Origin of the sequence: Variovorax atrisoli (assembly GCF_014195185.1) — a bacterium.
Taxonomy (GTDB): domain Bacteria; phylum Pseudomonadota; class Gammaproteobacteria; order Burkholderiales; family Burkholderiaceae_C; genus Variovorax; species Variovorax atrisoli.
Window position 1 is genome coordinate 275,587 of the sequence record NZ_JACIBG010000004.1, and the last position, 19,859, is coordinate 295,445.

Sequence of the window (19,859 nt, forward strand, 5' to 3'; positions counted from 1 at the left end):
GGGTTCGCGGCCGTCCTCAGGGCTTGTACTTCCACACGCTCTTGTAGCTGCCGGGCACGAGCGTCATGTTGGTTGCGTCGAACTTGATGTAGATGGCGGCCTCCTGCGCGGCGCGGTCGTCGGGGCCGAACTCGATCGGGCCCGCCATCACGCCGGAGTCGAACTTCATCGTCGACAGCGCCGTCAGCACCTTCTCGCGCGTCGGGTTCGGCCCGGCCGCCTTGAGCGCGTTGACCACCGCCATGGCCGAGGGAATGCCGTAGGGCATGTAGGTCTGCGGATAGCCGGGTTTGGAGGCCAGGTCGGGGTAGGCGGCCTTGTACATGTCGTACACCCACTTCAGCTTGGGGCCGCCGGGCACGTCGGCCAGCACTTCCTGGATGTAGACGTTCTTGAAGGCGTCCTTGTTGCCCACGTTCTCCACCAGCTGCTTGAGGTCGGCGGTGGAGTTCACGGCCAGCACGATGGGCTTGTTGAAGCCCAGCTCGAAGGCGCGCTTGACGATCAGGCTCACGGGGCGCGCATAGGTGGTGAGCAGCAGCACGTCGGGGTTGGCGGCCTTGATCTTCAGCATCGGCGCCGTGACGTCGGTGATGTTCGGGTTGACCGACTGCACCTGCAGGTCGATGCCGCCGAGCGCCTTGGCCTGCGCCTGGGCCGACTCCAGGTTCCAGCCGCCGTAGGCGTCGTCGTGGTTGATGTAGCCGATCTTCTTCGCCTTGAGGTGCTCGCTCGCGAACTGCACCATCGAGCCGCCCACCGCGTGCTGCGAGATGGAGAAGGCGCCGTAGATGTACTTCGAAGGCGGATACAGCGCGCCGTCGCCCGATGCGTTGAGCATCACCAGCGGGATCTTCGCGCGCTCGACGTATTCGCGCGCGCCCACCACTGCCGCCGAGCAGGAGCCGCCGTTGAGCAGGAACACCTGGTCCTGCTCGGTGAGCTTCTTCACCGCGGCCAGCAGGTCGTTGGCGTTGCAGCGGTCGTCCTCCACCACCAGCTCGATCTTGCGGCCGTTCACGCCGCCTTCCTTGTTGATCTTGTCGTAGTACATCTTCGCGGCGTTGATGACGTCGAAGCCGTAGTTCATCGACGCGCCCGACATCGGCGAGAACATGCCGATCCTGATGGTCTTGTCGGTGATGCCGGGCTCGGCGTGCGCCAGCGCGGCGGGCGCCGTCGCGCACAGCGCCGCGCCGAGTGCGAAGGGTGCGAGGGCAGAAACAAGGAAGTTCTTTTTCATGAGCTGTCTCCGTTGGAATGAATGCTGAAGGACCCGCGCCGCCGAGCTACTGCATGCGGTAGCCGCCGTTGACGTCGATCACGTTGCCCGTGATGTAGGCCGCCTGTTCCGAGACCAGGTAGTCGACTGCGCCGGCCACGTCGTCCACCGTGCCGATGCGCCCGAGCGGGATGTTGGCGGCGGCCGCGTCGAGCGCGCCGCTGCTGCGCACGGTGCCGCGCAGCATGTCGGTGTCGATCAGGCCCGGCGCCACCGAATTGACGGTGATGCCCATGTGCGCCGACTCGCGCGCCATGGCCTTGGTGAGGCCCAGCACCGCCGACTTGGCGCCGATGTAGGTGGCGCTGGAGCGGTAGCCGCCGAGCTGTGCCGCCACCGAGCCGAAGGTGACGATGCGCCCGTGCGCCACGGGCTTCGCCTCGCGCCGGCGCAGGTATGCACGCCCGCACAGGAACACGCTGCGCGCGTTCACGGCGAAGGTGCGTTCCCAGTCTTCCAGCGTGGTGTCCTTGATGAGGGAGCGCTCGCCGCCCGGCATCAGCAGCACGCCGGCCACGCAGACCAGCGCCGCGACCGGGCCGATGCTGCCCTCGATGTCGTCGAACACGGCCTCGACGGCCGCTTCCTCGCTCACGTCGAACTGGCGGAAGTGGTGCCCTTCCCCGAGCGACTGCGCCACGGCGCGCGCATTGGCGCCGTCGATGTCGGCCACGACGACGCGATAGCCGCTGGCGGCGAGGCGGCGGCACACGGCCTCGCCGATGCCCCGGCCGCCGCCGGTCACGAGGGCCAGCCGGCCGTGGGGTTGTGCATGATGGTCCGCCATGGGCTGAAGGGTCTCCGGGCCGCGCAGGGGCGGCTTGAAAGTTGATCGAGGGCCGCATTGTGTATACATGAAATCATTCATGCGCCCTCGTTTACCCTAACAATTCGAACTATCGGCCCAATTTCCCGGCATCATGTATACCTGACATGGACACACTCTCCCAACAAGTCACAGAGACGCTGCGCACCTGGATCCTTCACGGCAGGCTCTCGCCGGGCATGCGCGTGGAGGAAGTACCGATCGCCGAAAGCCTCAAGGTCTCGCGCACGCCGGTGCGCGCCGCGCTTGCCGCGCTGGCGATGGAAGGGCTGATCGACCACCAGCCGAAGAAGGGCTACCTGGTGCGCGCCTTCGCGCTCGAGGACATCCTCGCGGCCTACGAGGTGCGCTCGGTGCTCGAGGGCCTGGCCTGCCGGCGCTTCGCTTCGCTGGGCGTGGACGAGCCCACCGCGGCCCTGCTGCGCGAGTGCCTGCGCGAGGGCGACGAGATACTTGCCAAGGGAAAGCTGCTGGTGGAAGACCTCGCGCCCTACCAGCAGATGAACGTGAAGCTGCACAACACGCTGATGCACGGCGCGCGCAACCCGTGGGTGGTGCGCTTCGGCGCGCAGGCGCAGGCGGTGCCCTTCGCGTCGGACCGGATCATGCTGTGGAACGACCACGGCGTGATCCTGCGTTCGCACGACGACCACCACCGCATCGTGCAGGCCGTGATCTCAGGCGACGCGGCCCGCGCCGAGCAGCTGATGCGCGAGCACGTGTACTACGCGGGCATCCTTTTGCGCGACAACTACCAGCGGCTGCTCGACGAGCGCAGCCGCGAGGGGCTGCCGCCCACGCTCGTCACGAACGAGCCGCCGGCTTCCTGATGCGCAGCATGCCCTCCTGCGCCGCCGAGGCCACGAGCCGGCCGTCGCGCGCATAGAGGCTGCCGCGGCACAGGCCGCGCGCGCCGCCAGCGCTGGGCGAATCGAGCACGTACAGCAGCCAGTCGTCCATGCGGAAGTCGCGGTGGAACCACATCGCGTGGTCGAGGCTGGCGGGGCGCACCTGCCCGCTCATGAAGCTCAGGCCGTGCGGCAGCATCGCGGCGCGCAGCAGACCGTGGTCGGAGGCGTAGGCCAGCAGCGCGCGGTGCACCATCGGGTCGTCGGGCAGCGGCGCGATGGCGCGCATCCAGATCGCGCTCTGCGCCGAGGTCGGGCGCACCTGCGGCGCGATCAGGTCCTCGGGGTCGACGCGGCGGTACTCGATGCCGTGCGGCTGGATCGCCTTGGTGCGCCATGGCTCGGGCAGGCGATCGCCGAGCGCGATGCGCTGGTCCAGCTCGCTGACGAGCCCGTCGGGGCCTTCCACCTCGGGCATGTCGAACTGGTGCTCGACGCCTTCGTCCACGGTCTGGAACGAGGCGGACATTTCAAAGATGATGCGCTCCTGCTGGCGCGCCACCACGTGGCGAGTGGTGAAGCTGCGGCCGTCGCGCACGCGGTCGACGCTGTACTCGATGGGCGCATGCTCGCCCGGCAGCAGGAAATAGGCGTGCATGGAATGCACCGGCCGCTCGGCGCCCACGGTGAGGCTCGCGGCCATCAGCGACTGGCCGAGCACCTGGCCGCCGAACACGGCGGGCGTGCCGATATCTTCGCTCTGGGCCAGAAAGCGGTCGCCGCCCAGCGGCTCGAGCTGCATGAGCGAGACGAGTTCATCGACGAGGCGGGAGGCGGTGGCGGGATCGGTGGTCATCGGGAAGGCAGGCAAATCGTTCGAAAAGGCAACCCTCGAACATAGCAAAGCCTGCGCCCGACGCCTGTCGCGGGGCTGTCAGCAGCAGCCCGGGGCCGCTACCTGAAGAAGCAGACGTCCATGAAGCGCGCGCGGCAGCTGTAGTCGGTGCCGCCCTGCACCACGGCCAGCGGGGCCCCGCCGAGCACCAGCGAGCCGTCGGCGGCGCGACCCAGCGGCGTGGGGGCGGCCTTCTCGGCGGGGCCGGTGGCGGTTTCCTCCTCGACGTACTTCAGGTAGTGGGTGCGCGAGAAATCGACGCCCTCGCCTTCCTTCAGCACGCCGGCCTCGTAGCGCTTGCCCCTGGCGGTGCCGATGTAGCGCAGCGCCGGGCCGGTGCGGTCGCCGTACTTCACCTCGGTCTTCGCGAAGCCGGTCTGCGTGAGAAAGACCTGGTCCTCGGGGGTGAGGTCGGCGTCGAAGGCCATCAGCACGTACTGGCCCTCGAAGCTCTGGTTGCGCGCCACCTTGACTTCGCCGGCCAGCGCCGGCGAGATCTTCGTGCGCCCCTCCCAGCGCAGCATCGAGGCCACGGACGGGTCACCGTCGAACACGTAGTGGTGCTTCTCGCCGACGATGACCAGCTTGCGGCCGTCCTTGCTGGCCAGGAAGCTCACCATCGCCTCCTTGCCATGCACCGGCTCGCCCTCCGGCGTGCTCGCGCAGCCCCACAGCATGAGGCCGGGCACGGCGCACGAAAGTGCCAGGAGAGCGCGGCGCGTGGCGGCGGGCAACGAAGTGGCCGGCGGCGAAGGGAGGTTCACGTTGCGTCCGGGGTCGAGTTCATCCTGCCCCGGACTCTAGCGCGCCCCGCCGCTCAGCGGTCGAGGTCGACGCCGTCGGCGGCCAGCTTTTTCTGCAGCGCCGGGATGTCGACCGAGGCGAAGCTGCCCGCGCCCACCGACGCCGCCGCCGTGCCCGCGGCCTGCCCCATGACGAAGCAGCCGCCGCTGGCGCGCGCGGCCGACTGGCCCTCGTGCGTCATCGACGCGCAACGCCCTGCCACCAGCAAGTTGTCGAGGGTCTGCGGCACCAGCATGCGCCAGGGCAGGTGGTTGTAGGCGTTGTCCTCGTCGCGCGGGAAAGCCCACTCGATGCGGCCGTCGGCGTGCATCTCCATCGGCCAGGCATTGAGGCCGATGTTGTCGTCGAACTTCGCCGAACCCAGGATGTCCTCGCGACCGAGCGCGTACAGGCCCTGGATGCGCCGCGTCTCGCGGATGCCGACCTGCGGCGCGATCTCGACGATGGCCGACTGCGCGAAGCCCGGCACCTCGGCCTTCAGGAACTTGAAGTACTCGCTGATCTGGCGGCGCCCTTCGAGCTCGCCCTCGGAGAGTTCGCGCGCATCGACGCCGTTCATCGCGCGGCCCTGCGAATTGCGGATCTGCGTGACGTTGGCGCGCCACTCGCGCGGGTCCTTGTTGGGACGCAGGATCGCGCCTTCGCGCGGGAACCTGTAGACGCCGGGCTTGTGCTGCTCGGCGCGCGCCATGAAGTCGTTGATGGCCTTGAACTCGCCCACCGCCTCCAGCGCGGCCGGCGCGTCGACCTGGCCGATGCGGAACATGGTGGTCGGGAAGAGCCCGCTGCCGTGGCCGTCGCCCACTTCGAAGGGCACGCCCGCGAAGGCGGCCACGTCGGCGTCGCCGCTGGCGTCGATGAAGGCGTTGGCGCGGATCGCCTGGCGGCCCGACTTGGTCTCGACCACCAGCGCGGCGATGCGCTTGCCCTCGAGCACCACGGCCGCCGCCAGCGCGTGGAACAGCAGCTTCACGCCCGCGTCGCCCAGCAGCTGGTCGGCGGCGAGCTTGTAGGCCGATGTGTCGTACGAGCGCACGCAGATGCGCCCGCCCATGCCGTTCTGCGGCTGGTTCATGCCGTTGAGCGCGGCGATGCGGTCGATGAGCTCGTCGACGACGCCGCGCACCAGCTGCGTCATCTCGCCCTTGCGCTTGCCGTACAGGCCCGCGAAGTTGGTGACGCCGCCTGCGGTGCCCATGCCGCCGAGGAAGCCGTAGCGCTCCACCAGCAGCGTGCTGGCGCCGTGGCGCGCGGCGCTCACGGCGGCCGCGATGCCGGCGGGGCCGCCGCCGACCACCACCACGTCGTACTCGCCGAACACCGGCAGCGCGCGCGCCGGTTCATGCAATGTGGAAGTCATTCAGATAGGTCCATGGATGTCTGTTCGGGAGACACCGCGGATCCGGCTTTGCCGGTCCGTCGGTGTCGCGCCCTGCAAGGGGGTCGGCGCTGCGGCACGAAGTGCGCGGCGCCTGAGGGTGTGCTTACTGCAGCTTGATGCCGCGGGCCGAAATGATCTTGGTCATGATGGCGGCCTCTTCATTGACGCGCGTGCGCATGCCGTCCGGCGAGGTGCCCACGGCCTGCCAGCCCTGCTCGAAGAGCTTGCGGCGCACGTCGGGGTTCTTCATGATCGCCTCGAGCTCGCGGCTGATGCGAGCCTGCGCCACCTTCGAGAGGTTGGCCGGGCCCAGCAGCGCCACCCACACCTCGAGGTTGAAGTCCTTCACGCCGGCGTCCGACAGCGGCGGGATCTCGGGCACCAGCGCACTGCGGCCGCCCGTGAGGCCGATGGCCTTGAGCTTGCCGGCCTTGATCTGCGGCATGGCCACGCCCGGCGGGATCAGGCCCATCTGCACCTGGTCGCCCAGCATCGCGGTGATGACCTGCGGGTTGCCCTGGTAGGGCACGTGCTCGGGCTTGAAGCCGGGCACGCGGGTCTTGAGCAGTTCCATGCCCAGGTGACCGACAGAGCCGATGCCCACCGAGCCGTAGTTCCACTTGTCGCCGGCCTTGCGGCCTTCGTCGAAGAAGGCGGTGCCCGAGGGCAGGTTGTTCTGCGCCACCAGCACCAGCGGGGCGGTCGCGATCAGCGAAAGGTAGGTGAAGTCCTTGACCGGGTCGTAGGGCAGCTTGGGGTACAGCATCTTCGACGACGTGAGGTTGCCGTTGATGACGATGCCCAGCGTGTGGTCGTCGTTGGCCTTGGCCACCTGGTCGGCCGCGATGTTGCCCGAGGCGCCGGCCTTGTTGTCGACCACCACCGGCTGGCCCAGCGCCTTGGCCAGCGGCTCGGCGATGGTGCGCGCGGCGATGTCGGGCGTGGAGCCGCCCGGGAAGCCCACGAGCAGGCGGATCGGCTTGGTCGGCCAGGCGGCGTTGTCTGCGTTGGCGCTCAGCGGCAGCATGGCGGCGGCGGCGGCCAGGCCGCAGGCGATCAAAAGGGCTCTCTTGGTGGCGTGCATGGAGAAAAAGTGTGAAAAAGTCGTCAAAAAAACCAAAGAGGGCCAGCTTAACTGCCGCGCAAGACGCCGGGCAAGACCGAAGTCCGGCGCGCCCCCGCTATTCGAGGCTGATGTTGCCCCTTCGCACCAGCTCGCCGTACACCTTCGACTTGGCCTCGGCATTGCGCTCGATTTCCTCGGGCGACCATGCGAGCGGCTCGAAGGCGAATGTGTCGAAGCGGGCGCGGATCTCGGGATCGGCGATGACCTTGGCCACGTCGGCATTGATCTTCGCCTTGATGGCCGCCGGCACGCCCTTGGGCGCGAGCAGCGACACGAACGAATTGACCTCCAGCGAGGCGGGGCCACCGGCCTCGGCCATGGTCGGCACGTCGGGCATCTGCGGGATGCGCTTGGTGGCCGCCACCGCGATGTAGCGCAGCTTGCCGGCCTTGTAGATGCCCTGGCTCGACGGAATGCTCGCGAAGGCCCACGGCACTTCGCCGGTGCCCACGTTCGAGTAGAGCTGCGACACCTCGCGGTAGGGCGCATGGCGCATGTGGATGCCGGTGAGCGCCTCCAGCTGCTGTGCACCCAGGTGGCCCGGGCTGCCCACGCCCCACGAGCCGTAGACGATGCCGTCGGGGTTGGCCTTGGCCGCGGCGATCAGGTCGCCCATGTTCTTCCACTTGGAGTCGGTGCCCACGGCCACGAAGAAGGGCGTGCGAAAGAGCGAGGCCACCGGATCGAAATGCTGCAGCGTCACGAAGTTGCGCGACTTGTAGAGGTGAGGCAGCGCGGCGATGTGCTCGCTGTCCAGCTGCAGCAGCGTGTAGCCGTCGGGCGCGCCGCGGCGGGCCTGGTCGATGGCGATGAAGCCGCCGCCGCCTGGCCGGTTGTCGATGACCACGCGCTGGTTCCAAAGGCGCGAGAGCTTGTCCGAGACGAGGCGCAGCACCGCGTCGGGGCCGCTGCCGGCGGCGAAGGGCGTGACCAGGGTCACGGGCTTGCTGGGGTAGTCGGAAGCCTGGGCCAATGCTCCCGTGGTGGCCGTCAGGGCCAGCAGGCCCGTCATCAGTGCGCGCGAAAAGTTCATCTCTCTTGTCTCCTGGGCTTGGACCTGGATGGTCGCCTCGATGGTTATGAATGTTGAAAGAAAACTGCCTCAGTGTCGCGAAAGCACGGCCGCGGCTTCGGCGACGGCCGCGGCCGAAGGACGCAGCGACTCGGGCGCGTCGTCCAGGCAGCGCTCGGGCCGCCAGGCGTAGAGCCACTCGACCGCATCGTAGAAGCGTTCGGGCGTGCGGCCCGGCCACAGGCTGTTGCGCACGAGGCGCTCCACGCCCTTGGCATGGTAGAGGCGCCCCATCTCGCGCACCGACAGCACCACGCGCGCCGTGCGGGCGACCCGCGCCGCCTCGTAGAGCTTGAAGGCGGCGGGCATGTCGAAGCCGCAGGCCTTCACCGCCTCGCCGAGCGTCACGGCGTCTTCCAGCGCCATGCACGCGCCCTGCGCGAGGTACTGCATCATCGGATGGGCCGCGTCGCCCAGCAGCGTGGCGGCGCCTTCGCTCCAGCGCTCGACCGGGTCGCGGTCGGCGGTGCTCCAGCGGCGCCACGAGGTCGGGCGGTCCAGCAACTGGCGCGGGCGCGCATGCACGCCCTCGAAGTACGAGAGCACTTCCTCCTTGCTGCCGTCGGTCACGCCCCACTCTTCCTTCTCGCGGCTGTGGAAGGTGACGACGAGGTTGTACTGCTCGCCGTGGCGCAGCGGGTAGTGCACCAGGTGGCAATTCGGGCCGGCCCAGACCACGGGCGCGTTCCAGCGCAGGTCGGCCGGCATGTCGGCCGCGGGCACCACGGCGCGATACACCACGTGGCCCGACACGCGCGGCGCGTCGCCGATGAGCCGGCTGCGCACCACCGATTTCACGCCGTCGCAGCCGACGATGGCATCGGCCTTGAAGCTGCGGCCGTCGCGCGTCGTTGCGGTGACGCCCTGCCCGCCCAGGTCGATGGACTCCACCTGCGCCGAGGTGTGGAAGCGGATCAGCGGATGCTGCTTCACCGCCTCGTGGATCGCGCCGTGCAGGTCTGCGCGATGGCTCACCGCATACGGATTCTTGAAGCGCGCACGGAAGGCCTCGCCCACCGGCACCGAGGCCACTTCGCCGCAGTCGACGGCGTCCATCATCACCAGCCGGTCTGTGAACACCGAGCCCCGGCGCACCGCCTCGCCCACGCCCAGCGCGTCGAGCGCCGCGAAGGCATTGGGGCCGAGCTGCAGGCCCGCGCCGATCTCGCCGATGGTGGCGCTCTGCTCGAGCAGGTCGATGGAAACACCCAGGCGCGCGAGCGCCAGCGCGGCGGCCATGCCGCCGATACCGCCGCCGACCAGCAGCACGGTGGGAGGGTTCTTCGATGAAGTCATGGCGGGCCCGTGCTTTCCGGTGGATTCGGTCAGTCGATATGCACAGTCAGCGACGGCAGGCGCTCGATGCTCACCTTGATCGTCTGGCCCGGCTTCACCGCGCCCACGCCCTCGGGCGTGCCGGTGAAGATCAGGTCACCGGGCTGCAGCGTGAAGAGGGTCGAGAGGTTGGCGATGACTTCGTTCACCGACCAGATCAGGTGCGTGATGTCGCTCTTCTGGCGCACTTCGCCGTCCACTTCGAGCACGATGGCGCCGGCGTTGATCTCGCCCACGTCGGCCAGCGTGCGCAGCGGCGCGATGGGCGCGGAGAAGTCGAAGGCCTTGCCGATCTCCCACGGGCGGCCCTGCTCGCGCATCTTCATCTGCAGGTCGCGGCGGGTCATGTCCAGGCCCACGGCGTAGCTGTGGATGTGGCTGGCGGCCTGCTCGACCGGGATGTTGGCGCCGCCCTTGCCGATGGCGACCACCAGCTCGGCCTCGTAGTGGTAGTTGCTGGTGAGCGGCGGATAGGGAATGGAGGCGGTCTCACCCTCGGCCACCGGCACCACCGAGGCGTCGTCGTTGGGCTTGCAGAAGAAGAAAGGCGGCTCGCGGTCGGGGTCGAAGCCCATCTCGCGTGCATGGGCGGCGTAGTTGCGGCCCACGCAGTAGACGCGGCGCACCGGGAACTGCTGGTCGGAGCCGGCGATGGGCAGGCCGACGATGGAAGGAGGCGTGAAGACGAAGGACATGGAAGGCTCCTGCCGCTCGGGGCGGCACACGGTCAGAAAGAAAGAAAAATCGGAACTGCGCGCCCGGGCTTCAGGCGTCTTCGAGGAAGGCCTCGCGCAGGATGCCCATGGCCTGCTGCACGGGGCGGTCGGAGAAGCTGAAGAGCACCGCGTCTCCATCCGGCGACGACAGCTTCAGCGTCGCCCACGAGGGCACCACGAAGGTGTCGCGCGGGCCGAATGAGAAGCGCTGGCCGGCGATCTCGGCCGTGCCGCGGCCCTCGACCACGCTGTAGACGGCGCCGTCGGTCGCGCGGTGCGCCTTGCCGGTGAAGCCCTTCGGCAGCAGTTGCAGGTTGGTCGCGATGGTCGGCATCGGCGAGCCGCCGGTCAGCGGGTTGATGTAGCGCAGCTTGTGGCCCAGCCAGGCATCGGGCGCTTCCTGCTTCTGCAGCTGCGCCAGCGCCTCGCGGCTGCGCGCATAGGGGTAGTTGAAGATCGGCGAGGTGGCCGATGCGTGGTCGTGCCGCACCGGCACCATGTTGTGGCCGAAGCGCGCGAGGCTGTTGCCCTCGGGGCGCGAGACGTGCTGCACCTTGGAGTCGTCGTTCTCGGCGAAGCCTGCGTCGAAGAAGCGCAGCATCGGGATGTCGAGGCCGTCGAGCCACACCACCGGCTCCACGCTGCCGCCGATGCCTTCGTTGCCATGGTCGTGCCAGGCCCACGAGGGCGTGATGATGAAGTCGCCCGGGTACATGGTGGTGCGCTCGCCGCCCACCGTGGTGTAGGCCCCCTTGCCGTCGACGATGAAGCGCAGCGCCGACTGCACGTGGCGGTGCGAGGGAGCGACCTCGCCCGGCATGATGAGCTGCAGGCCCGCGTAGAGCGACTGCGTGATCGACGAGTTGCCGGGCAGCGCCGGGTTCTCGAGCACCAGCACCCGGCGCACGGCCTCCTCGGCGGTGATGAGGTCGGCCGACTCCATCAGCAGCGGGCGGATCTCGTCGTAGCGCCACAGCGCGGGCACGCACGGCGTCTGCGGCTCGCGCGGCACCAGCGCATGCAGCGACTCCCACAGCGGCGTGAGATGCAGCGGGCGGATGCGGTCGTAATAGTCGCGGCGCTCGGCCGCATTCGAGGGGGCGGGTTTCATGGGGCGGTGTCTCCGTTGGCGGCATTGTTGGCGCGCACCACTATTTCCTCAAGACCGACATCCAATACACGGAATTCGAAATTTCGATAATGGTGTCTTTCGCCGTAAGCAGGAGTCCCGCATGTCGAAGCTCGATCTCGAATGGCTCGCCGTGTTCGACGAGGTCTACAAGACCGGCAACGTCTCGAAGGCAGCCGAGCGCCTGGGCATGGCGCAGGCCGCGGCCAGCACCGCGCTGAACAAGCTGCGCGCCCACTTCGACGACCGCCTGTTCACCCGCACCGCGCAGGGCATGCAGCCCACGCCGCACGCCGAGCGCATCTACCCGAACCTGCGCGAGGCGCTGGCCCAGATCGCGCAGGCGCAGGGCAACCGCAGCAGCTTCGATCCGGCGCAGGCGCAGCGGCGCTTCCGCATCTGCATGACCGACATCAGCGAGGTGGTGCTGCTGCCCGGCCTGCTCGACCACCTGCGGCAGGCGGCGCCGGGGGTGCACATCGAGACGGAGATCATCTCCACGCTCAGCGGCCGCCGGCTGCAGGACGGCGAGGTCGACCTCGCCGTGGGCTTCATGCCGCAGCTGGACGCGGGCTTCTACCAGCAGACGCTCTTCATGCAGAACTTCGTCTGCCTCGCCGCGAGGAACCATCCGCGCATCGGCACGAAGCTCTCGCGCAGGCGCTTCGAGGCCGAGGCGCACGCGGTGGTGTCGACCTCGGGCACCGGGCACGCCATCGTCGACACCACGCTCGCGCGGCTGGGCCTGAAGCGCAACGTGGTGGTGCGGCTGTCGAGCTTCTTGAGCGTGGCGCGCATCGTGGCGCAGACCGAGCTGCTGGTGGTGGTGCCGCGCATCCTCGGCAAGGTGCTGGCCACGCAGGAGCCGGTGAAGCTGCTGGAGCCGCCCTTCGCGCTGTCGGACTATGCGGTGAAGCAGCACTGGCACGAGCGCTTCCATGCCGACCCGGGCAATGCCTGGCTGCGGCGCACGCTGGCGCAGCTGTTCAGCGGGAGCTGAGCGCGCGCGCCGCGACGACCGGCGGCGTCCGCAGGCGGGGTGCCCGCTCGCATAATCGCGGCTCCCCACTCCATAGTCACAGCCCACATTCACCACCAAAGGCGGCCCCCATGTCCTCGATCACCCTGCGTTTTCTCGCCGAGCCCAGCACCGTCAACTTCGGCGGCAAGGTCCACGGCGGCACCGTCATGAAGTGGATCGACGAGGCCGGCTACGCCTGCGCGACCAGCTGGGCCAAGCGCTACTGCGTCACCGCCTTCATCGGCAGCATCCGCTTCCACCGGCCCATCATGATCGGCGACCTCGTCGAGGTGGAGGCCCGCCTCGCCTACACCGGCAAGACCAGCATGAACATCTCCGTGGAGGTGCGCAGCGGCGACATGAAGGGCGGCGCGATGGAAAAGACCACCGAATGCCTGATCGTGTTCGTCTCGGTCGATTCGCACGGCCGTCCCCTGCCGGTCGAGGCCTACGTGCCCGGTACCCCCGGCGAAATGGCGCTGGCCGAGCGCGCCAAGGCGCACCTGGACGCGAGCCGAGCGGCCAGCGGCACGCCCTGAGCCGCCCACAGCTTCGACCATGGCTTCGCCCCATAGACGCGAAGCTCTAATGAAGAGGCCCTCGGGCGGCTAGAGTCAGGCGATTGTTTGCACGCAAAGGAAGAAATCGCATGGCTACCCAGGACGACGACAGCAACGGCAAGGCCGCCGACCGCATCAAGGACTCCGCCCAGCAGATCTGGCTCGCCGGCCTCGGTGCCTTCGCCAAGATGCAGCAGGAAGGCAGCAAGGCCTTCGAGGCGTTGGTGCGCGACGGCGCCGGCATGCAGAAGAAGACCCAGCAGGCCGCCGAGGAAACCCTGTCCCAGGCACAGCAGCGCATGGCGGGCTTCGCCAGCGAGTTCGGCACCAAGGCCGCGGGCCAGTGGGGCAAGCTGGAGAACATCTTCGAGGAGCGCGTCGCCCGCGCGATGGAGAAGCTGGGCGCCCCCAGCGCCGCGGACATGGCCGCGCTGCAGGCGCGCGTCGAGGCATTGGAGGCCCAGCTGAAGAAGGCACAGCAGGGCACTGCCGCCGCCGCACGCAAGACCACCGCCCGCAAGCCGGCCGCGCCCGCGGCCAAGAAGACCTTGCGCCGCAGCAAGGCTGGCTGACCCCGAGCGGGCCGCCCGCGGGGCGGCCGCGATTGCGGCACTGCACAAGAGCGGCGGCGCCGCAAATCATGTCCCGCGCCTTCATGGTGCGGTGCACATACGCTAGAGTGTCCCCAAGAGAGACGAACGAGACATCGGGGGCACCGACATGGCAAAGAAGGCGCCACGCCGCACCGCGCAACGCATCCTCGAAGCCGCATTGGACCTGTTCAACCGCTTCGGGGAGCCGAACGTCTCGACCACGCTGGTGGCGGGCGAACTCAATATCAGCCCCGGCAACCTCTACTACCACTACCCGGCCAAGGAAGAGCTGATCAACAAGCTCTACGAAGGCTACGAGGCCGAGCTCGACGAGCTGCTGCACGCCAGCGAGGGCGTGCACGACGTGGAGGACGCCTGGTTCTTCATGCACAGCCTGTTCGAGCTGATCTGGCGCTACCGCTTCCTCTACCGCGACCTCAACGACCTGCTCAGCAAGAACCGCCTGCTGGAGACCCAGTTCCAGCTGGTGCTGAAGAACAAGGCGCGCGCCATCCGGCAACTGATCGCCGGCCTGAGCCGCGCCGGCCACCTGGAGATCGACGTGCACGAGGTCGACACGCTCGCGCAGAGCATGGTGGTGGTGCTGACCTACTGGCTGAGCTACGAATACGTGCGCAACCCGCGCGAGGCGCTGGAACCCGAGCATGCGCAGGGGGCGCTGATGCGCGGCGGGCTCCATGCCCTGCACCTGCTCGCACCCTACCTGGGCCCGGAACAGCGGCGTCACCTGCTGGCGCTGGGCAATGCCTACAACGGCGAAGACCCCGGCGCCGCGGCCACTCCTGTCGACATGGCGGTCTAGAACCATGCCCCATCCCGATTTCAAACCGCTTTCGCTGATGTCCGCCGGTGCGGCCAACACCAACCCCGGCACCGGCAGCGAGCCCTGGACGCCCCTGCCCTGGGCCGACTCGCCGCGCTACGACGCGCGCAGCGTGCTGTCGCACTGGCCGCGCCTGCATGCCGGCCACGCGCTGCCGCCGCCGGCCGAGGGATCGACGCTCGCCGAGGGCTGGGCGCTGTACCACAGCGGCGAGTTCGAACGCGCCGCGGCCATCGGCCTGCTGCAGGGCCCCGAGGGCATGGCGCTGGCCAACCAGGCGACCGCGATCTACGCCAACTACCTGGAGCCGCGCGAATCGGCACGGCTCTCGATGTTCCGCCAGGTGATCGAGCGTGCGGGCGCGCAGGCCGAGGCCGAACCCGACAACTGCCAGGCGCTGTACTGGCAGTCCTATGCGCTGGGCCGCTACAGCCAGGGCATCAGCGTGGCGCGCGCGCTGGCGCAGGGCCTGGGCAGCAAGCTCAAGGGCGCGCTGGAACGCGTGATCGAACTGCAGCCCCGGCACGCCGATGCGCACCTCGCGCTCGCCTCGTTCCACGCCGAGGTGATCGACAAGGTGGGCGCGCTGGTCGGGCGCATGACCTACGGCGTGCGCGCCGAGACTTCGCTCGAACTCTTCGAGCGCGGCCTGGAGCTGCACCCGCAGTCGGCGGCCGGGATGATGGAATACGCCCGCGCGCAGCTGATGCTGCACGGCGAGGCCCGCATGGCCGAGGCGACGCGGCTATACGAGAAGGCGGCGGCGCTCGTGCCGGCGGATGCGCGCGAGCGGCTGGACGTGGAGCTGGCAAGGGCCGGATTGCGGGATTGACCGGTATCGCCGCAGCACCGGCGGGTATCGGTACGTTCGTGTACCGCAGGACTTAAGATGCGGGCTTTCCGCTTCACATCTCCCAGACCGACATGTCCGACCTCAACGCCCAGTTCGAAGCCGCCCAGGCCAATTCCAAGCTGCTCGCCGAGCGCCCCGACAACCCGACGCTGCTGAAGATCTACGCCCTGTTCAAGCAGGCCACCGAAGGCGACAACACCGCCAAGAAGCCCAGCTTCAGCGACATCGTCGCCCGCGCCAAGTGGGACGCCTGGACGGCCCAGAAGGGCCTGAGCGCCGACGAGGCCAAGCAGAAATACATCGACCTGATCGAGTCGCTGCGCGGCTGAACGGCCCGGCGGCCGTCCTGCCGGTTCAGGCCGGCAGCTTCGTGTCGGCCAGGCGCCGGATGGGCTGCACGAAGGCGAGGTCCGCGCCGTCGAGCACGTCGCGGCCCTGCAGGCTCTCGAAGCGCAGCCCGGTCTCGGCCTCGATGAAGGCCAGCGGGCGCTGCGAGGTGCCGAAGTCTTCCAGGTCGCGCGCCACGCCCGAATCGAGGTAGGTGCCCTGGCTCATCAGGTAGGCGATGGCGCTGAGCTCGCCGGTCGCCTCGCTGATGAAGGCGACCACCTTCCAGAAGTCGCGCGGAATGCGGATGCCGAATCGCTCCGCGTCCTCCGGACGCAGGATCGGCCCGGTGAAGACGCTGATGCGCTTGTCGTCGCCCTGGGCGTTGCCCAGCACGTAGTCTTCGAGGTCGCCCCAGAGCCCGTCGTTGAAGGGCTGCCACTGGGGGCAGGCATTGGTGGCGAAGAAGGTGTCGATGTTGGCCCGCTGCGCCGTCGCGAGCGGGCCCCAGTTCGGGTCCTGCCTGCGCGTCATGTGGCCGCGCGAGAACTTGCCGTCCTGCTGGGGGCCGTAGGCCTCGCGCAGCATCTGGTATTCCTTTCCGATGCGCCCGTCGTAGCTCCAGGTGTCGTGGCGCGGCACGTTCTTCGACTTCGAGCCGTCGATGTTGCAGGCCGAATAGAGCGGCATGCGCCGCGAGATGCACTGCACCGTGCTGAAGTGCTGATACCTGAGCTCGAAGGAGCCGTCCTCCAGCTTCGCGATGTCGTCCATGGAGATGGACTCGCCGATGGAAGGCAGCGCCACGTGCGCGTCCTTCCCCAGGAAAGCGGGCGAATAGCCCTTGCGGCCCTTGAAGAACTCCGGCGGCTTCGGCGTCGCGGCGACGCGCTGGATGCCTGCCCATGAGCTGCTCACGACCTGGATGTCTGCATCGGACATGGAGAACCTCCCTCCTGAAAAACACAGGGGCCGATTCCGGCCCCGTCTTGGAATGCGTGCGCGCCGCGCGGCTACTTCGCGAGCTTGGCCCGTGCGTTTTTCAGGTTGAAGACAGGCTTGCGGATTTCCGCGAAGGCGGGCCTGGAGATCGTCCACTCCGGGTTCTGCTCGAGCGCGGCGAGCTGTTCGTCGTCGACCTGGGCTTCCATCAGGGTGCTGGTCTTGGGCGTGAGCACCACGCCGGGAACGCAGCGGCGCAGCCGTGCCTCCGCCGACAACTTCTTGCCGGGGCTGCCTGTGTAGGTCAACACGATGCTGGTCACTTCAGAACTCCAAAACCTTCGTACTCGGCCGGCCAACCCACCTTTTTCGCTGTCTCGGACAGCATCCTGACGATGGCGTCGGCCTTCTCGGGGCCCCTGGGCATGTTAAGCAGCTTCCTTTCCCCTGACAACAAACGGGCTGCCATCCCCGACGAGTAGGGCGTGGCCATCGAAGTTCCGGACATCATGGCGTACCTGTCGCCCGGAAAGGCCGACAGCACCGCCACCCCGGGGCCGATGAAATCGGTGGAGAGACCGTAGTTCGAGAACTCGGCGACGAACTCCTTGCGGCGGCGGATCTCGCTGGCCTGGAAGCTCTCGGGGCAGTCCGCCGGAAAGGTGCCGTCGCGCCCCAGTGCGCCCACCGCCAGGGTGTGGCTGTAGCGGGCGGGATAGCGCAGGAGCGGCTGGCCATCGTTGCCGGTGGCGGCGAACACCACCACGCCGGCGTTGCGCGCCTTCTCGAGGATGTCGGGCATCTCCGGCATGGGCTCCAGGCTGCCCATGCTGATGTTGACGATGTGGCAGCCGTCGGCGATCGCCCGGTCGAGCGCGCTGGCGATGTCGGTCGACTTGGCCCGCCCGCGCTCGCCGCTCTTCGGGCAGACGCGGTAGGCCATGAGCCTGCAGGCCGGCGCGAGGCCGTAGACGCCGGTGCCCTGTGCCATGCGGCCCGCGATGATCCCGGCGACGTGCGTGCCGTGGCCGATGCCGTTGTCGAGGAAGTCCGCCGGGTCCTCGCCGGTGACGAAGCAGCCGCCGCCAGCCACGGCGATGCCGGCATGGGGCCCGACGCCGCTGTCGATCACGCCCACCGTCACGCCCTCGCCCGCCTGCGCATCATGGGGCGCGTAGCTGGCCAGCAGCTGGAAGCCGTCGGGCACCAGCGGCGCGGCCGGCACGTTCAGGCGCTTCGGCGCATCGACGCGGTCGAAGCCCTTCAGGAACACCGACCAGTGCGTGTGCTCCGGCTCGACCAGGATCATCTCCACGCGCGGATAGAGCACCGGAATGCCCAGGCTCGCGATGCCGTCGGGGCCGGTCACGGCGGGCACGTGCGCGCCATCCCAGTCCACGAGCGCCTTCACGCGCACGCCGGCGACCGGCCTGCCCTGCGGGTCGGCAAGCCGCAGCTCGAAGCGCTTGACCTTGGTGCCCGCCGCGACCTGGATCGCGCTGGCTTCCAGCTCGTCGCCCAGCGGGCGGATGTACTGCAGGTAGGCCCAGGCGGCCGGTGCGATCCGCAGCCCCGGCGTGTTGCGGCGCATGGCCAGCAGGGCCGACGAGTTGGCGCGCATCACCGACACGCCCTCGACCTGCTTGAGCAGCTTCATCCTCGGCGCGCCGCGGCCGCGCACGCCCTCGCCGATCGCATCCGCCGCGTTGCCGAGGTTGATCGCGCTCAGCGCCGCCAGCTCCGCGCCGCCGGCCTCGGCCGTGCGGGAAGGCCAGACGATCACGTCGTCGGAGAACTTGGGCTCCAGCGCCATGCGGCGCAGGCGCAGCGCCTGCAGCAGGCGCTCCAGCTTCTTCTCGTCCGACGCCGAAAGCTCGCTTCTGGCGGGCGGAAGATTCCCGTCGTTGTCGCGCCTCTGAAGTTCCCGTCGATCGTTCGCTGCTGCTGCTGCCATCGGCTCTTCCTCCTGGTTGCCGCTTTATCGCACGAAGGCTGTTTCGCCCGCGTGAATCTCCCCTGGAGAGCTGGCTACCCCACGATGCCGCGCTCGTGCAGCGCGGCGATCTGCTCGGCGCTCAGGCCGATCTCCTTCAGCACCGCGTCGGTGTCCGCTCCCAGCGCGGGTGCGTTGCGCCGGTGGCTGGCCGGCGTGAGCGACAGCTTGGGCACGAAGCCGGGCACTGCAAGATCGCTGCCGTCGGCCATGCGCACCTGCTGCAGCATGCCGCGCGCGGCGTAGTGCGGATCGGCCGCGATGTCTGCGATGGTGTAGATGCGCCCGGCCGGCACGTGCGCCGCGTCGAGCGCCGCGAGCACCTCGCCCACGGTGCGCTGCGCGGCCCAGTCGCCGATGGCGGCATCCAGCATCTCCACCTGCGCGACGCGGCCGGTGTTGCCGGCCAGCGCCGGGTCGGCGGCGAGGTCGGGCCGGCCGATGCATTCCATGAGCCGGCGGAAGATGCTGTCGCCGTTGCCCGCGACGATCGCGTAGCCGCCGTCCGCGCAGCGGTAGGCATTGGTCGGCGCGATGCCGGGCAAGGCGCTGCCTGCCGCCTCGCGCACCGCGCCGAAGGCGCCGTACTCGGGCAGCAGGCTTTCCATGCAGTTGAAGACCGCCTCGTACAGCGCCACGTCGACCACCTGCCCGCGGCCTTTCGGATACTCGGCACTCACCGTCGCATGCCGGTGATGCATCGCCATCAGCACGCCGATCACGCCGTGCAGCGAGGCCAGCGTGTCGCCGATCGAGACGCCCACCCGCACCGGCACGCGGCCCGGCTCGCCCGTGAGATGGCGCAGCCCGCCCATGGCCTCGGCCACCACGCCGAATCCGGGACGGTCGCGGTACGGGCCGGTCTGCCCGTAGCCGCTGATGCGCAGCATCACGAGCGCGGGGTTGGCGGCCAGCAGCTCGTCGGGGCCCAGGCCCCAGCCTTCCATCGCGCCGGGGCGGAAGTTCTCGATCAGCACGTCGGCCTCGGCCGCCAGCTGCCGCACGATGGCCTGCGCCTCGGCCTCGCGCAGGTCCAGCGCCAGCGAGCGCTTGTTGCGCGACTGCACCTGCCACCAGACCGAAGTGCCGTCCTTCAGCAGCCGCCAGGTGCGCAGCGGATCGCCCGCGCCGGGCGGCTCGATCTTGATGACCTCGGCACCGAAGTCGGCCAGCGTGCGCGCGGCGAAGGGCCCGGCGATGAGCTGCCCGAGCTCGATGACCTTGAGGCCGGCCAGCGGGCCTGCGGGGGTGGATGAGGGTGTGCTTGTGGTCGTCGTCATGGCGCCAGAGTGTGCCGCCCGCCGCAGCGGGA

Annotated in this window: 21 protein-coding genes; 7 read left to right on the forward strand and 14 right to left on the reverse strand. The window is 69.0% G+C overall.

What is annotated here, in order from left to right; all coding sequences use genetic code 11:
- Nucleotides 1-16: 16 nt before the first annotated feature.
- Both FHY06_RS16445 and FHY06_RS16450 read right to left on the reverse strand, forming a co-directional pair.
- Nucleotides 17-1,243: an ABC transporter substrate-binding protein gene (locus FHY06_RS16445; RefSeq protein WP_019655500.1), complete on the reverse strand. Its 1,227-nt coding sequence runs from the start codon at nucleotides 1,241-1,243 to the stop codon at nucleotides 17-19.
- A 46-nt stretch (nucleotides 1,244-1,289) separates the two neighbouring features.
- Nucleotides 1,290-2,069, reverse strand: coding sequence for an SDR family NAD(P)-dependent oxidoreductase (locus FHY06_RS16450; protein ID WP_019655499.1), 780 nt, complete (start codon nucleotides 2,067-2,069; stop codon nucleotides 1,290-1,292).
- A gap of 146 nt (nucleotides 2,070-2,215) precedes the next feature.
- On the opposite strand from FHY06_RS16450, the gene FHY06_RS16455 reads away from it, so the two are divergent.
- Entirely contained in the window at nucleotides 2,216-2,938 is a 723-nt protein-coding gene (locus FHY06_RS16455) for a GntR family transcriptional regulator (protein WP_126184060.1), read from the forward strand.
- On the opposite strand, the gene FHY06_RS16460 is transcribed toward FHY06_RS16455, so the two are convergent.
- From FHY06_RS16460 to gtdA, 8 genes are all read right to left on the reverse strand, one after another.
- On the reverse strand, nucleotides 2,913-3,812 hold the full coding sequence (locus tag FHY06_RS16460) for an acyl-CoA thioesterase (RefSeq protein WP_019655497.1): 900 nt from the start codon (nucleotides 3,810-3,812) through the stop codon (nucleotides 2,913-2,915). The genes FHY06_RS16455 and FHY06_RS16460 overlap by 26 nt on opposite strands.
- 98 nt (nucleotides 3,813-3,910) lie before the next feature.
- The gene (locus FHY06_RS16465; protein WP_020723155.1) at nucleotides 3,911-4,615 is read right to left on the reverse strand and encodes a hypothetical protein; all 705 of its coding nucleotides are present in this window, start codon (nucleotides 4,613-4,615) and stop codon (nucleotides 3,911-3,913) included.
- Between the two features lie 53 nt (nucleotides 4,616-4,668).
- Complete coding sequence (locus tag FHY06_RS16470) at nucleotides 4,669-6,015, reverse strand: FAD-dependent oxidoreductase (protein ID WP_132751951.1); 1,347 nt, start codon at nucleotides 6,013-6,015, stop codon at nucleotides 4,669-4,671.
- Nucleotides 6,016-6,139: 124 nt separating this feature from the next.
- Entirely contained in the window at nucleotides 6,140-7,120 is a 981-nt protein-coding gene (locus tag FHY06_RS16475) for a Bug family tripartite tricarboxylate transporter substrate binding protein (RefSeq protein ID WP_126184064.1), read from the reverse strand.
- A gap of 97 nt (nucleotides 7,121-7,217) precedes the next feature.
- Nucleotides 7,218-8,195, reverse strand: a complete 978-nt coding sequence (locus FHY06_RS16480; protein ID WP_019655493.1) for a Bug family tripartite tricarboxylate transporter substrate binding protein — start codon at nucleotides 8,193-8,195, stop codon at nucleotides 7,218-7,220.
- 69 nt (nucleotides 8,196-8,264) lie between these two features.
- A complete protein-coding gene (locus tag FHY06_RS16485; RefSeq protein WP_126184066.1) occupies nucleotides 8,265-9,530 on the reverse strand; it encodes a 3-hydroxybenzoate 6-monooxygenase in 1,266 nt (421 codons plus the stop codon).
- 29 nt (nucleotides 9,531-9,559) lie between these two features.
- Entirely contained in the window at nucleotides 9,560-10,264 is a 705-nt protein-coding gene (locus tag FHY06_RS16490) for a fumarylacetoacetate hydrolase family protein (protein WP_126184067.1), read from the reverse strand.
- A 70-nt stretch (nucleotides 10,265-10,334) separates the two neighbouring features.
- Nucleotides 10,335-11,396 (reverse strand): gentisate 1,2-dioxygenase, encoded by a 1,062-nt coding sequence (gene gtdA, locus FHY06_RS16495; protein ID WP_126184068.1) that lies wholly within the window; start codon nucleotides 11,394-11,396, stop codon nucleotides 10,335-10,337.
- A gap of 121 nt (nucleotides 11,397-11,517) precedes the next feature.
- Here gtdA and FHY06_RS16500 point away from each other — a divergent pair, with 121 nt between their 5' ends.
- From FHY06_RS16500 to FHY06_RS16525, 6 genes are all read left to right on the forward strand, one after another.
- Complete coding sequence (locus tag FHY06_RS16500; protein ID WP_145760223.1) at nucleotides 11,518-12,414, forward strand: LysR family transcriptional regulator; 897 nt, start codon at nucleotides 11,518-11,520, stop codon at nucleotides 12,412-12,414.
- Nucleotides 12,415-12,524: 110 nt separating this feature from the next.
- Complete coding sequence (locus FHY06_RS16505) at nucleotides 12,525-12,974, forward strand: acyl-CoA thioesterase (protein WP_019655488.1); 450 nt, start codon at nucleotides 12,525-12,527, stop codon at nucleotides 12,972-12,974.
- 110 nt (nucleotides 12,975-13,084) lie between these two features.
- Nucleotides 13,085-13,567, forward strand: a complete 483-nt coding sequence (locus tag FHY06_RS16510; RefSeq protein ID WP_132800019.1) for a phasin family protein — start codon at nucleotides 13,085-13,087, stop codon at nucleotides 13,565-13,567.
- A 148-nt stretch (nucleotides 13,568-13,715) separates the two neighbouring features.
- Nucleotides 13,716-14,411 carry a TetR/AcrR family transcriptional regulator gene (locus FHY06_RS16515; protein WP_184605800.1) on the forward strand — a complete coding sequence of 232 codons (696 nt, stop codon included), beginning with the start codon at nucleotides 13,716-13,718 and terminating at the stop codon, nucleotides 14,409-14,411.
- A gap of 4 nt (nucleotides 14,412-14,415) precedes the next feature.
- Complete coding sequence (locus FHY06_RS16520) at nucleotides 14,416-15,264, forward strand: tetratricopeptide repeat protein (protein WP_019655485.1); 849 nt, start codon at nucleotides 14,416-14,418, stop codon at nucleotides 15,262-15,264.
- 92 nt (nucleotides 15,265-15,356) lie between these two features.
- Nucleotides 15,357-15,614 (forward strand): acyl-CoA-binding protein, encoded by a 258-nt coding sequence (locus tag FHY06_RS16525; RefSeq protein ID WP_126184071.1) that lies wholly within the window; start codon nucleotides 15,357-15,359, stop codon nucleotides 15,612-15,614.
- A gap of 25 nt (nucleotides 15,615-15,639) precedes the next feature.
- On the opposite strand, the gene FHY06_RS16530 is transcribed toward FHY06_RS16525, so the two are convergent.
- The 4 genes from FHY06_RS16530 to FHY06_RS16545 all read right to left on the reverse strand — a co-directional run bounded on the left by FHY06_RS16530 (nucleotide 15,640) and on the right by FHY06_RS16545 (nucleotide 19,827).
- A complete protein-coding gene (locus FHY06_RS16530; RefSeq protein WP_184605801.1) occupies nucleotides 15,640-16,554 on the reverse strand; it encodes a DNA/RNA non-specific endonuclease in 915 nt (304 codons plus the stop codon).
- A gap of 71 nt (nucleotides 16,555-16,625) precedes the next feature.
- Entirely contained in the window at nucleotides 16,626-16,877 is a 252-nt protein-coding gene (locus FHY06_RS16535) for a hypothetical protein (RefSeq protein WP_019655482.1), read from the reverse strand.
- Nucleotides 16,874-18,508: a S8 family peptidase gene (locus FHY06_RS16540; protein WP_184605802.1), complete on the reverse strand. Its 1,635-nt coding sequence runs from the start codon at nucleotides 18,506-18,508 to the stop codon at nucleotides 16,874-16,876. The genes FHY06_RS16535 and FHY06_RS16540 overlap by 4 nt, the downstream gene beginning before the upstream one ends.
- 74 nt (nucleotides 18,509-18,582) lie before the next feature.
- A complete protein-coding gene (locus FHY06_RS16545) occupies nucleotides 18,583-19,827 on the reverse strand; it encodes a CaiB/BaiF CoA transferase family protein (RefSeq protein ID WP_184605803.1) in 1,245 nt (414 codons plus the stop codon).
- Between the last annotated feature and the right edge of the window lie 32 nt (nucleotides 19,828-19,859).